A 12,782-nucleotide genomic window follows, 5' to 3' on the forward strand; every position below is an offset into this window, starting at 1 on the left:
ACTGGAGAAAGAAAGCATGAGCAACTGGTTAGTAGACAAACTGATCCCTTCGATCATGCGCTCGGAGGTCAAGAAGAGCTCGGTGCCTGAAGGTCTGTGGCACAAATGCCCGTCCTGCGAGGCGGTGTTGTACCGTCCGGAGCTGGAAAAGACCCTGGACGTTTGCCCCAAGTGCAACCATCACATGCGCATCGGCGCACGTGCCCGCATCGACATTTTCCTCGACCCGGAAGGCCGCAACGAACTGGGTGCTGACCTGGAACCGGTTGATCGTCTGAAATTCCGTGACGGCAAGAAGTACAAGGATCGCCTGGTTGCCGCGCAGAAGCAGACCGGCGAAAAAGACGCGCTGATCTCGGTCAGCGGTACTTTGCTGGGCATGCCGGTAGTGGTTTCGGCATTCGAATTCAACTTCATGGGCGGTTCAATGGGCGCCATCGTCGGTGAGCGCTTCGTTCGCGCTGCCAACTACGCACTGGAAAACCGCTGCCCGATGATCTGCTTCGCCGCCTCCGGTGGTGCACGCATGCAGGAAGCGCTGATCTCGCTGATGCAGATGGCCAAGACTTCGGCCGTGCTGGCGCGTCTGCGTGAAGAAGGCATTCCGTTCATCTCCGTACTGACCGACCCGGTCTACGGCGGCGTTTCCGCCAGTCTGGCGATGCTTGGCGACGTCATCGTCGGCGAGCCGAAAGCCCTGATCGGCTTCGCCGGTCCGCGGGTGATCGAGCAGACCGTGCGCGAGAAACTGCCGGAAGGCTTCCAGCGCAGCGAGTTCCTGCTGGAGCACGGCGCGATCGACATGATCATTCACCGTCAGGAATTGCGTCCGCGTCTGGGTAACCTGCTGGCACAGATGACCGGCAAGCCGACGCCGAAGTTCGTCGCCGCGCCGATCGAACCGATCGTGGTGCCGCCGGTGCCTGCCAACGTATGACCCAGCGCACCCTTGGTGAATGGCTCGCCTACCTTGAGCAGTTGCATCCGTCGGCCATCGACATGGGCCTGGAGCGTTCGCAACAGGTAGCGTCCCGCATGGGGCTGGGCCAGCCGGCGCCTCGGGTGATCACGGTCACCGGCACCAACGGCAAGGGCTCGACCTGCGCGTTCGTGGCTTCATTGCTGCGTGCGCAGGGCCTGAGCGTTGGTGTCTACAATTCTCCGCACCTGCTGCGTTACAACGAGCGGGTGCAGCTCGACGGCGTCGAAGCCACTGACGCGCAGCTCTGCGAAGCCTTTGCTGCGGTCGAGGCGGGCCGCGGCGAGACTTCCCTGACTTACTTCGAAATGGGCACTCTGGCAGCGTTCTGGCTGTTCCAGCAGGCGGCGCTTGACGCTGTGGTGCTTGAAGTCGGGTTGGGCGGGCGTCTGGATACCGTCAATGTAGTCGATGCCGATATTGCGCTGGTCACCAGCATTGGCGTCGATCACGCCGATTATCTGGGCGATACCCGCGAATCCGTGGCCTTCGAGAAGGCCGGAATTTTCCGCCAGGGCAAGCCTGCTCTGTGTGGCGACCTGAATCCTCCGCAACCACTGCTCGACAAAGCGCACGAACTGGCCTGCCCGTTCTTCCTGCGTGGACGCGATTTCGATCTCGGCATCACTGACCAGCACTGGCAATGGCGCGGCACCGATGCCCTGGGCCAAGTGGTCGAGTTGCGCGACTTGCCGCTCCTCGATCTGCCGATGGAAAACGCCGCGCTGGCGCTGCAAGCCTATCTGCTGACAGGTTTGCCGTGGAATGCCGAACAGATTGTCGCGGCGTTGCAGGCGACGCGCGTGGTCGGACGCCTCGATCGTCGTTCGTTCGAATGGAACGGCAAGCGCCTGAACATGTTGCTGGATGTTGGTCACAATCCTCATGCCGCTGAATATCTCGCTCGGCGTCTGGCTGCGCGGCCCCCGGCGGGCAAGCGCCTGGCGGTATTCGGCCTGCTGGCGGACAAGGATCTGGATGGTGTTGTTGGCGAATTGAATGCTAGTGTCGCGCATTGGGCTGTCGCGCCGCTGGATTCGCCGCGCGCGCGTCCGGTGGCTGAACTTGAGGCAGCGCTGCAGAACCTTGGTGCTTCGGTTACGTCCTATGCCAGCGTTGCGGCCGCTCTGGAAGGGCAGTGCGCTATAGCAACCAGCGACGACGAGATTCTCTTGTTCGGATCATTTTATTGTGTCGCCGAGGCCCTTGAATGGCTGGCCCGGCGCTCCACGGAGGAAGCGGCAAATGGCTTTGCTGGATAAAGCGTACAAGCAGCGCATGGTTGGCGCGCTGGTGCTGGTGGCGCTGGCGGTGATCTTCCTGCCAATGCTGTTTTCCCGCCAGGACGAGCAGCGTCAGGTGACCGTCGAGGCTCCGGCTGCGCCTCAGCCTTCGGCCATGCCGCAGGTGCAAATTGACCCGGTCGCCGTGCCCGAGCCGCAAGCCTTGCCGCAAGAGCCTGTGCCGACTGACGAAGAAGTCGCTGAAGAAGCGGTGCCTGCGGCCCCGGCTGCACCGGCTGCGCCAGCACCGACCATCCCTGCGCAGATAGCCCGTCCGGCAACGCCGCCACCGGTGGCCAAGCCGATTCCGGCGCCGGCTCAGCCGATCACATCCGCAACCAGCAAGCCTGACACCACGCAGAGCCGCGTCGATGCCAACGGTCTGTCGGTGAGCTGGTCGGTGCAACTGGCCAGTCTGTCGAGCCGCGCCAGCGCCGAAAGCCTGCAGAAGAACCTGCGCAGCCAGGGTTATAACGCCTACATTCGTTCTGCCGATGGCAAGAATCGGGTGTTCGTCGGTCCGCTGATCGAGCGTGCCGAAGCCGATCGTCTGCGCGATCTGCTGAGTCGTCAGCAGAACCTCAAGGGCTTCGTTGTCCGTTTTCAGCCTGAACGTGGCTGAAATCTATCACCTCGATTGAAAAGCACTGACAATCGCAGCTTACCGACAGCCATGCGCTCTGCTAAAATGCGCCGCCTTATCCGTCTGTAGGCTGCACTGTGCCATTTACCTGGGTTGACTGGGCGATCGTTGCAATCATCGCCATCTCCGCTTTGATCAGTCTGAGCCGCGGCTTCGTAAAGGAAGCGTTATCGCTGCTGACCTGGATCATCGCAGGAGCGGTTGCCTGGATGTTTGGTGGCTCACTGTCCGAGTACCTCGCCGGATACATCGAAACCCCATCGGCTCGCGTGATTGCGGGCTGTGCCATCATGTTTGTCGCCACACTGATCGTGGGCGCAATGATCAATTATCTTATCGGCGAGTTGGTTCGCGTCACCGGGTTGTCCGGGACCGATCGATTCCTCGGCATGGCCTTCGGCGCAGCGCGTGGCGTGTTGCTGGTGGTCGTGGCGGTCGGGCTGTTGAGCCTGGGGCCGGTACAGCAGGACGGGTGGTGGAAAGAATCACAGCTCGTGCCCAAGTTTCTATTGGTCGCCGACTGGTCCAAAAACCTGATACTCGGGTGGAGCAGTCAGTGGCTTGCCAGCGGAATCAGCGTACCCGCTGAGATTCCGTTCAAGGAGCAGCTCTTGCCGACGGCGAAAACGCCTCAGTGAGTGTTGTTCAGTTCAGATCCATTAAGTAGGGGTTGCGTCGCATGTGTGGCATCGTCGGTATCGTCGGTAAGTCGAACGTCAATCAGGCGCTGTATGACGCGCTAACCGTGCTCCAGCACCGCGGCCAGGACGCTGCCGGTATCGTGACCAGCCATGATGGCCGGTTGTTCCTGCGCAAGGATAATGGCCTGGTGCGTGACGTGTTCCAGCAGCGTCACATGCAGCGTCTGGTCGGCCACATGGGTATCGGCCACGTCCGTTACCCGACTGCCGGCAGCTCGACGTCGGCCGAAGCCCAGCCGTTCTACGTCAACTCGCCGTACGGCATCACCCTGGCGCACAACGGTAACCTGACCAACGTTGAACAGTTGGCCAAAGAGATCTACGAATCCGATCTGCGTCACGTCAACACCAGTTCCGACTCGGAAGTGCTGCTCAACGTGTTCGCCCACGAGCTGGCCCAGCGCGGCAAGCTGCAGCCGACCGAAGAAGACGTGTTCGCCGCCGTGACCGACGTGCACAACCGTTGCGTTGGTGGTTACGCCGTTGTGGCGATGGTCACCGGTTACGGCATCGTCGGTTTCCGCGACCCGCACGGCATCCGCCCGATCGTGTTCGGCCAGCGTCACACCGACGAAGGCGTCGAGTACATGATTGCCTCGGAAAGCGTTTCCCTGGACGTGCTCGGTTTCACCCTGATCCGCGACCTCGCGCCGGGCGAAGCGGTGTACATCACCGAAGATGGCAAGCTGCACACCCGTCAGTGCGCAACCAACCCGTCGCTGACCCCGTGCATTTTTGAACACGTCTACCTGGCGCGTCCGGACTCGATCATCGACGGTGTGTCGGTGTACAAAGCACGTCTGCGCATGGGCGAGAAGCTTGCCGAGAAGATCCTGCGCGAGCGCCCTGAGCACGACATCGACGTGGTCATCCCGATTCCGGACACCAGCCGTACCGCAGCGCTGGAGCTGGCCAATCACCTGGGCGTGAAATTCCGCGAAGGTTTCGTCAAGAACCGTTACATCGGTCGCACCTTCATCATGCCGGGCCAGGCTGCGCGCAAGAAGTCGGTACGCCAGAAGCTCAATGCCATCGAGCTGGAATTCCGTGGCAAGAACGTCATGCTGGTCGATGACTCGATCGTGCGCGGCACCACCTGCAAGCAGATCATCCAGATGGCCCGCGAAGCTGGCGCGAAAAACGTCTACTTCTGCTCGGCGGCACCTGCGGTGCGCTTCCCGAACGTGTACGGTATCGACATGCCGAGCGCCCACGAACTGATCGCGCACAACCGTTCGACTCAGGACGTGGCCGACCTGATCGGTGCAGACTGGCTGATCTATCAGGACCTGCCTGACTTGATCGAAGCGGTCGGCGGCGGCAAGATCAAGATCGAGCACTTCGATTGCGCAGTGTTCGACGGCAAGTACGTGACCGGTGACGTCGACGAGGCTTACCTGAACAAGATCGAGCAGGCGCGCAACGATGCCTCGAAGGTCAAGACCCAGGCAGTCAGTGCGATCATCGATCTGTACAACAACTGAGTTTCCACCGGCCCTGAGGGGCCGGTTTTGTATCTGATATTTATTGTTCGAGAACAGCAAGGAGAGACAGCATGAGTCAGGAATGGGATGCCGGTCGGCTGGACAGCGACCTCGAAGGCGTAGCGTTCGATACCCTGGCCGTCCGTGCCGGTCAGCACCGCACGCCGGAAGGCGAACACGGTGACCCGATGTTCTTCACCTCCAGTTACGTGTTCCGCACCGCTGCCGATGCAGCGGCGCGCTTTGCCGGCGAAGTGCCTGGCAACGTCTATTCGCGCTACACCAACCCGACCGTGCGCGCGTTCGAAGAACGCATTGCCGCGCTGGAGGGCGCCGAGCAAGCCGTCGCCACGGCAACCGGCATGGCCGCGATCATGGCGGTGGTGATGAGCCTGTGCAGTGCTGGCGATCATGTGCTGGTGTCGCGCAGCGTGTTCGGATCGACCATCAGCCTGTTCGAGAAGTATTTCAAGCGCTTCGGCGTCGCAGTCGATTACGTCCCGCTGGCCGATCTGTCAGCCTGGGACACGGCGATCAAGTCCAACACCAAACTGCTTTTTGTCGAGTCGCCGTCCAACCCGTTGGCCGAGCTGGTGGATATCGCCGCCCTGGCTGAAATCGCTCATGCCAAGGGCGCGCAGCTGGTGGTCGACAACTGCTTCTGCACCCCGGCGTTGCAGCAGCCGCTGAAGCTCGGCGCGGACATTGTCGTGCACTCGGCGACCAAGTTCATCGACGGTCAGGGCCGCTGCATGGGCGGCGTTGTCGCCGGTCGCGGTGAACAGATGAAAGAAGTGGTGGGTTTCCTGCGGACCGCCGGGCCGACCCTCAGCCCGTTCAACGCGTGGATCTTTCTCAAAGGCCTCGAGACCCTCAACCTGCGCATGAAAGCGCATTGCGCCAACGCTCAGGCGCTGGCCGAATGGCTGGAGCAGCAGGACGGCATCGAGAAAGTCCATTACGCCGGTCTGAAGAGCCATCCGCAGCACGAGTTGGCCCAGCGCCAGCAGAAGGGTTTTGGTGCGGTGGTCAGCTTCGAGGTCAAGGGCGGCAAAGAAGGCGCCTGGCGCTTTATCGATGCTACTCGGTTGATTTCGATCACCGCCAACCTCGGCGACAGCAAAACCACGATCACCCATCCAAGCACCACCTCCCACGGCCGTCTGGCGCCGCAGGAGCGTGAAGCGGCGGGGATTCGCGACAGCCTTATTCGCGTCGCGGTTGGTCTGGAAGATGTGGCTGACCTGCAGGCTGACCTGGCGCGCGGTCTGGCGGCATTGTGATCGAGTTGTCCACACCGGCGGCCAATACCCATGGCCGCGTGGCGCTGGTCACCGGGGCTGCGCGCGGGATTGGCCTCGGAATCGCCGCTTGGCTGATCAGCGAAGGCTGGCAGGTGGTGCTGACCGATCTTGATCGGGTGCGTGGTTCGAAAGTGGCGAAGGTGCTTGGCGAGAACGCCTGGTTCATCGCCATGGACGTCGCCGACGAAAATCAGGTCGCGCTGGGCGTGGCCGAGGTATTGGGGCAGTTTGGTCGCCTTGATGCATTGGTCTGCAACGCGGCGGTCGCCGATCCGCACAACATTACCCTGGAAAGCCTCGATCTGGCGTACTGGAATCGGGTGCTGGCGGTGAATCTGAGCGGGCCGATGTTGCTGGCCAAGCACTGTGCGCCTTATCTGCGTGCGCACAACGGTTCGATCGTCAATCTGGCCTCGACCCGTGCGCGACAGTCGGAGGCGGACTCCGAGGCGTATGCGGCGAGCAAGGGGGGGCTGTTGGCGCTGACCCATGCGCTGGCAATCAGCCTTGGGCCGGAAATCCGCGTGAATGCGGTCAGTCCGGGCTGGATCGATACTCGTGATCCCTCTGTGCGCCGCGCCGAACCGTTGGCCGATGCCGATCACGCCCAGCATCCGGCGGGCAGGGTGGGGACGGTCGAAGACGTGGCGGCGATGGTGGCGTGGTTGCTGTCGCGCAATGCGGGATTTGTCACCGGGCAGGAATTCGTCGTCGATGGCGGCATGACCAAGAAGATGATCTACACGGAATAACAAGCGAAGCCGCGTCCTGTGGGAGCGAGCCTGCTGGCGAATGCGGTCCATCGGTCGATGGCTTCTTCAGGAATGAAGCAATTTCGTCTTTTTCAGAAAAACTCCAATCCTGCTATTGACTTAGCTTCGCCACCTGCGTAAATTTCGCGGCCTCGGAGATGCAAACGGGTGATTAGCTCAGCTGGGAGAGCGTCTGCCTTACAAGCAGAATGTCGGCGGTTCGATCCCGTCATCACCCACCACTCCCGAGAAGCTTGCGCAAGCAAGAGAGTAGGCTGAAAGTGCCTGCACCGACGCGCAGCGGTAGTTCAGTCGGTTAGAATACCGGCCTGTCACGCCGGGGGTCGCGGGTTCGAGTCCCGTCCGCTGCGCCATATTTTACGAGTCAGATTCATCTGATTCGCGATTGCAAGGCACCGAAGCCGGCAATCAAAACGAGTTACTTGAGCGCAAGCTCAAAGCGATACGCAGCGGTAGTTCAGTCGGTTAGAATACCGGCCTGTCACGCCGGGGGTCGCGGGTTCGAGTCCCGTCCGCTGCGCCATATCTGTTTCAAGGACCACTGAACGCCTTGAAGCGCCGAAATCAGCCATTGGCTGAATCGGATCGATAGCAAAGACCCTGGTCGAAAGACCGGGGTTTTTTGTGTCTGAAATTTGGTTATTCCTCTTCCTCTCTCCTTAAGTCCATGCGAATCCCTGTGGGAGCGAGCCTGCTCGCGAAAGCGCCGGCACGTTCAAAATCTGTATTGCCTGGAAAAACTTTTTCGCGAGCAGGCTCGCTCCCACATAGGCACGCTCTGTTATCTCGGCAGATCGGATGCGGTGCTACGTCGCATTGATTTTTTGATTATTTAGTCAGGTTTTTGTAACTAGTTGTTTGCTGTGGGCGCAGAAACCTTTAAAGTTAACCTTTCGGTCAGCTTTGCACTGTCAACACAGCTCTTTGCTTCGCCAGAAAGAGCTTCTGCACGACTCGAGATCCCCAGTAGATAACCACAAGGGCGGACCTATAACCGCCCAGAGGATGATCCATGTCCAACCGTGAAATATCCCGGCGCTCGTTCCTCCAGGGCGGGCTGGTGGCGGGTGTGAGCGTTACGCTTACGCCGCTCAGCAGTCAGGCGCTGGCTGCCTTGATGGAAAACAGCGTCACCGTGCCGTCCGAGAAATGGCTCGGCAATAACGGCAAGGCCCGTCAACGCAACGATGCCATGTCCAAGGTCTGCGGCGGCAAGGTGTTTGCCCGCGACATCCGCGCCAAGGACATGCCTGGCTGGCCTGAGCAACAAGGCCACGCCATGCTGCTGAAAACCATCAAGGCCGATCGTATCTACGCAGGCTACGACCTGTCGTGGCTCGGCGCGGATCTGCAGCCGGACCGCATCGTCACCGCTGCCGATCTGGACAAGGACGGTATCCACTTCCCCGAAGAGCACGCGCCTGATCCATTGCTGCCCGAAGGCAAGGTGCCGATGTTCATCGGTCACCCGGTGGCGATCCTGATCTGGAACGATTTCGAGCGTTTCCGTCGGGCCAAGAACCAACTCAAATTCAATGACAAAGCGATTCGTTACGGCGCCAAAGTGCCGTTCTACGAAGGTGATCCCTACGGCAGCTTCCGCTATGTGCGCGTCGGTGGCGCGACCTCGGCGGATGAAGACGAGTTCGCCAGCCTCAAGGATTCGATTCTGTTCCCGATGCTGAAGAACCGCCGTCCAGTGTGGAACGCATCGCCGAACCTGCATGGCAACCTCACCGAGCGCGGTCTGTTCTACGCCGACCGCATGAAGCAGGAGATCGACACGCCGCCAGACAACTGGCTGGTGTTCGATGAGCGCTACAAGACGCCGTCGATCGAACCGGCCGCCCTCGAGCCGGACAACGGCAACGGCTGGTACGACCCGAAAACCAAAACCCTGCATTTCGTCGTGGCGACGCAGTGCCCGCTGGAAGTCGCGACCGAGACTGCGAAGATGATCGGGCCGTCGCGTTTCGGCCTGGCCAACCTGAACATGCATCCGGGCTATACCGTCGGCTATGGCTCCAAAGACCACAACATTTTTGTCTACTATGCAGCCCTGGCCGCGCTGTACGGCGCCGGTGTGCCGGTGCGTCTGGCCAACGACCGCTATGAGCAATTCCAGAGCGGCATCAAGCGTCACCCGTTCGACATCCGCTACCAGTTGGCCGTGGACAAGAATGACTACACCTTCAAGATTTTCCGCGCGGAAATGAGCGTCGACGGCGGCGGTCGGGTCAACTACAGCCCATCGGTGGCAGCGGTTGGCGCCACGGCTGCGCAGTCGATCTACTACATGCCGCAGAACGATCTGCAGGTCACCGCCTATCACTCGCGCGCAGTCGAAGCGGGTTCGATGCGCGGTTACGGCACCCTGCAAAGCATGGCGGCGACCGAAATGATGGTCGACGAAATCGCTAATCGTCTGGGTGTCGACGCCATCGATTTGCGCCGCAGGAATGCACTGCGGTCCGGCATGAAAAACACCCAGGGCGCAATCCCGGCCGGTGCACTGCGCCTGCACGAAATTCTCGACAAGGCCTCGGTGCACGAAGTCTGGAAAAACCGTGACACGATCAAGCAACAACGTGAAGCGGCAGACCCGGATAACTGGTACGGCGTCGGTTTCGCCATTTGCCAGAAAGACTTCGGTACCGGCTCCGAAGCACCGATGGCCAGCATCGAATTCACCGCTGACGGGCGCATCACCCTGCGCCATATCGGTATCGAAATCGGCACCGGCATGTCCACTTCGCAAGCCTTGGTCGTCGCCGATTTCCTCGGCAGCCCGGCGCATGATGTGAAGACCGGAGAAACCGAGTGGCAGGAAATGCAGCTGATCACCAGCGGCAACCCGTACATCATGAGTCAGGCCGAGCAGGATAACCTGCTGCGCAACCCGCGCTGGGTCGGCAAGCTGGCGTCGGCGTCTTCGGCGACCAACTCCGCCTATTACTTCAGCCATGCAACCCGTGAGGCCGCGCGCGTGCTGTTCAACCATGGTTTGTGGCCCGCGGCGCTGGAGATATGGCGTCAGGGGCCGTACGGCGGCCAGGCCAACCCTTACGTGGTGCGTCGCGAAGATGCGCATTGGGTCGACGGCAAGCTGACCGCCAACGGCATGCAGCCGCTGAGTTTCGGAGAGCTGGCCAAGCGCGCCCACGAACGCGGGCTGGTGACGGGCGCCACGGTGCACGGTTTCAACCGTTGGAGCTGGGCCGAAGCCGAATACAGCATCGACGGCGTGCGCGAGCGCTTGCCGCTCGACGGTCTGGCGGTGAAATACGGCGATGGCGCGCCACAAGCGAAGAAAGCGCAGATGAACAGCGCCGGCTTCCACTTGCTTGATCGGCAGAACGTCAACTACCCGGTAGTGCAGTTGAACAACGCTGCCGTGACCTATTACAGCCCGGTCGCCACGTTGGTCGAGCTGAAGGTCAACAAAGGCTCGGCGGAGGTTCAGGTGCTCAACCACCATTCTTGGATCGAGTGCGGGCGCGTGTTGGTTGAAGAGTTGGTCAAGGGCCAGCTCGAAGGCGGTATCGCCATGGGTATTGGTCATGCGCTGATGGAAGAAATGCCGTTGTACGAAGGCGGGCCGGGGGAGGGTGACTGGAACTTCAACCGTTATCGTCTGCCGATGGCCCGTCACGTTGCCGTGTGGAAACAGACTGCGGAGATCCTGCCGCCGCTGTCGCCGAGCGATCCGTCCAAGGGCATCGCCGAAGTGGTGATGATCCCGATTGTCGGTGCCATCGGTAACGCCGTGGCGCACGCCATCGGTAAACGTGTTCGTGACTTGCCTATCACCGCTGCGCGCATCAAGGAGGCCCTCAATGGCTAACCGTCCGCTTCAACTGACCCTCAATGGTCAATCCGTCGGCCCGGTGGACATCCCTGATGACCTGCCGATGATCGACTATTTGCACGAATACAAAAACCTCACCGGCTCGCGGCTGGGCTGCGGTCAGGGGATCTGCCACGCCTGCGTGGTGATCGTCGATAACCCCGACGGTACCAGCGAAGAAGTGCGCACCTGCATCACCGGCGCGCACTACTTCGAGGGCAAGAAAGTCCGCACCATCGAAGGCCACGCCACTCGCGACGAGCAGGGCCAGGTCACTGAGCTCAATCCGATCCAGCAGCGCTTTGTCGACGAGTTTGCCTTCCAGTGCAGCTACTGCGCGCCAGGCTTCGTCAACGCCGCGACGGTGTTGGTCGAGAAGCTGCAGCGCCAGCCGATCGTCAAAAGTCAGCTGGAACAGGTGATCGAGGACAGCCTCGGCCATCACGTCTGCCGCTGCACCGGGTACGTGCGTTATTACAACGCCACGCGCAACGTGCTGACCGATCTTGGTCTGGTCAAGGAGGGTTGAGCATGAAGCGTTTACTGACCCGCCTGACTTTTGCGGTCGGACTGGCTGCGCCGTTTTTGGCGGTCCACGCCGATGATCAGGTCAAGCGCGGCGAATACCTCGCCCGCGCTGCCGACTGCATGGCCTGCCACACCGCACCGGGTGGCGCGCCGTATGCCGGCGGCCTGCCGATCGTGTCGCCGTTCGGCACGATCTACGGCACCAACATCACCCCGAGCAAAGAGCACGGCATCGGTCTGTACAACGATGACGAGTTCTTCGCTGCGCTGACCGAAGGCAAACGGCGCGACGGTGCGAATCTGTATCCGGCGATGCCGTACACTTCGTATCACCTGATGCCGCGCGCCGATTCCGATGCGATTCACGCGTATCTGAAAACCATCGAGCCGATCGAACGCGCCGCGCCGGTGACCAGCCTGAGCTTTCCGTTCAACGTGCGTCTGGGCCTGACCGGCTGGAACATGCTCTACGGTAAAGACGTCAAGCTGGAGCCGGCCGAAGGCAAAAGTGCGGCGTGGAAGCGCGGCCAGTATATGGTCGATGTGCTCGGCCACTGCGGTGAATGCCACACGCCACGTGGCCTGCCGGGCGCGATGCAAATGGACAAGCGCATGACCGGCGGCATTCTCAATGGTTATCTCGCGCCGAGCCTGCTGGCCACCGACCTGGCCGCGCGCGGCTGGAATCAGCAGGATCTGAGCACGTTTCTGAAGCATGGCATGAGCGCGCAAGGAACGATGTTCAACGAAATGTTCCCGGTGTTTCACAACAGCACTCAAGGTCTGAGCGATGCTGATCTGGCGGCAATGGCGACGTTCCTGCTTGGCGAGCAACCGCCACCAGCCAAAGAGCTCGTCGAAGTACCGCTGGACAAGCTCAGCGCGAGTGCTCAGCGCGGCCGTCAGGAATATCTGAACGTCTGCGCCGGTTGTCACGCGGCTGGCGGTGAAGGCAAACCGCACATCGCAGTGGCCATGCGCGGCAACACCACGTTGCGTCTGGAAGATCCGCGCAACCTGTTGCGAGTGATCGAGGACGGCATCGGCGAACAGAAGTTCTCCGGGTTCGAGCGCATGCAGCCGATGCCGGGGTTTGCTGAAAAGCTCAGTCCTGAGCAATTGACTGATCTGCTCAACTACCTGCGTCAGGGTTGGGGCGGCCAGAGGGCTGAACTGGCGGTGAGCGAAGTGCAGAAGCTGCAAGCCGACGCGCCGAGCGTCGAGCACAAGGCCCACTGAT

10 protein-coding genes and 3 tRNA genes are annotated in these 12,782 nt (G+C 61.1%); all 13 read left to right on the top strand.

The window, feature by feature from the left end; translation table 11 throughout:
- The first annotated feature begins 16 nt into the window (after positions 1 to 16).
- The 13 genes from accD to J2Y39_RS04800 all read left to right on the top strand — a co-directional run bounded on the left by accD (position 17) and on the right by J2Y39_RS04800 (position 12,781).
- Complete coding sequence (accD, locus tag J2Y39_RS04740) at positions 17 to 937, top strand: acetyl-CoA carboxylase, carboxyltransferase subunit beta (RefSeq protein ID WP_016773939.1); 921 nt, start codon at positions 17 to 19, stop codon at positions 935 to 937.
- Positions 934 to 2,241: a bifunctional tetrahydrofolate synthase/dihydrofolate synthase gene (gene folC / locus J2Y39_RS04745; RefSeq protein WP_310215432.1), complete on the top strand. Its 1,308-nt coding sequence runs from the start codon at positions 934 to 936 to the stop codon at positions 2,239 to 2,241. Before accD ends, folC begins: the two co-directional genes overlap by 4 nt.
- The gene (locus tag J2Y39_RS04750; protein ID WP_041478538.1) at positions 2,225 to 2,884 is read left to right on the top strand and encodes an SPOR domain-containing protein; all 660 of its coding nucleotides are present in this window, start codon (positions 2,225 to 2,227) and stop codon (positions 2,882 to 2,884) included. Before folC ends, J2Y39_RS04750 begins: the two co-directional genes overlap by 17 nt.
- Positions 2,885 to 2,982: 98 nt before the next feature.
- Positions 2,983 to 3,543 (top strand): CvpA family protein, encoded by a 561-nt coding sequence (locus tag J2Y39_RS04755; protein WP_016773942.1) that lies wholly within the window; start codon positions 2,983 to 2,985, stop codon positions 3,541 to 3,543.
- A 41-nt stretch (positions 3,544 to 3,584) separates the two neighbouring features.
- Positions 3,585 to 5,090, top strand: a complete 1,506-nt coding sequence (gene purF, locus J2Y39_RS04760; RefSeq protein WP_016773943.1) for an amidophosphoribosyltransferase — start codon at positions 3,585 to 3,587, stop codon at positions 5,088 to 5,090.
- A 71-nt stretch (positions 5,091 to 5,161) separates the two neighbouring features.
- Positions 5,162 to 6,373, top strand: a complete 1,212-nt coding sequence (locus J2Y39_RS04765; protein WP_310215434.1) for an O-succinylhomoserine sulfhydrylase — start codon at positions 5,162 to 5,164, stop codon at positions 6,371 to 6,373.
- Complete coding sequence (locus J2Y39_RS04770) at positions 6,370 to 7,146, top strand: SDR family oxidoreductase (protein WP_310215436.1); 777 nt, start codon at positions 6,370 to 6,372, stop codon at positions 7,144 to 7,146. The genes J2Y39_RS04765 and J2Y39_RS04770 overlap by 4 nt, the downstream gene beginning before the upstream one ends.
- Before the next feature lie 166 nt (positions 7,147 to 7,312).
- A tRNA-Val gene (locus tag J2Y39_RS04775) sits at positions 7,313 to 7,388 on the top strand.
- 55 nt (positions 7,389 to 7,443) lie between these two features.
- Positions 7,444 to 7,520, top strand: a tRNA-Asp gene (locus tag J2Y39_RS04780).
- A 93-nt stretch (positions 7,521 to 7,613) separates the two neighbouring features.
- Positions 7,614 to 7,690 (top strand) — tRNA-Asp (locus tag J2Y39_RS04785).
- 489 nt (positions 7,691 to 8,179) lie between these two features.
- Complete coding sequence (locus J2Y39_RS04790) at positions 8,180 to 11,011, top strand: xanthine dehydrogenase family protein molybdopterin-binding subunit (protein WP_310215438.1); 2,832 nt, start codon at positions 8,180 to 8,182, stop codon at positions 11,009 to 11,011.
- The gene (locus tag J2Y39_RS04795) at positions 11,004 to 11,543 is read left to right on the top strand and encodes a (2Fe-2S)-binding protein (protein WP_016773947.1); all 540 of its coding nucleotides are present in this window, start codon (positions 11,004 to 11,006) and stop codon (positions 11,541 to 11,543) included. Before J2Y39_RS04790 ends, J2Y39_RS04795 begins: the two co-directional genes overlap by 8 nt.
- 2 nt (positions 11,544 to 11,545) lie before the next feature.
- Complete coding sequence (locus J2Y39_RS04800) at positions 11,546 to 12,781, top strand: cytochrome c (protein WP_252877817.1); 1,236 nt, start codon at positions 11,546 to 11,548, stop codon at positions 12,779 to 12,781.
- Position 12,782: the final 1 nt, after the last annotated feature.

It is taken from the genome of Pseudomonas sp. 2957 (assembly GCF_031456345.1).
GTDB lineage: Bacteria > Pseudomonadota > Gammaproteobacteria > Pseudomonadales > Pseudomonadaceae > Aquipseudomonas > Aquipseudomonas siliginis.

Coding starts and splice junctions, on each gene's coding strand:
- folC (WP_310215432.1), top strand. CDS start 934: ATGACCCAGCGCACCCTTGGTGAATGGCTCGCCTACCTTGAGCAGTTG.
- accD (WP_016773939.1), top strand. CDS start 17: ATGAGCAACTGGTTAGTAGACAAACTGATCCCTTCGATCATGCGCTCG.
- purF (WP_016773943.1), top strand. CDS start 3,585: ATGTGTGGCATCGTCGGTATCGTCGGTAAGTCGAACGTCAATCAGGCG.
- J2Y39_RS04800 (WP_252877817.1), top strand. CDS start 11,546: ATGAAGCGTTTACTGACCCGCCTGACTTTTGCGGTCGGACTGGCTGCG.
- J2Y39_RS04790 (WP_310215438.1), top strand. CDS start 8,180: ATGTCCAACCGTGAAATATCCCGGCGCTCGTTCCTCCAGGGCGGGCTG.
- J2Y39_RS04750 (WP_041478538.1), top strand. CDS start 2,225: ATGGCTTTGCTGGATAAAGCGTACAAGCAGCGCATGGTTGGCGCGCTG.
- J2Y39_RS04765 (WP_310215434.1), top strand. CDS start 5,162: ATGAGTCAGGAATGGGATGCCGGTCGGCTGGACAGCGACCTCGAAGGC.
- J2Y39_RS04795 (WP_016773947.1), top strand. CDS start 11,004: ATGGCTAACCGTCCGCTTCAACTGACCCTCAATGGTCAATCCGTCGGC.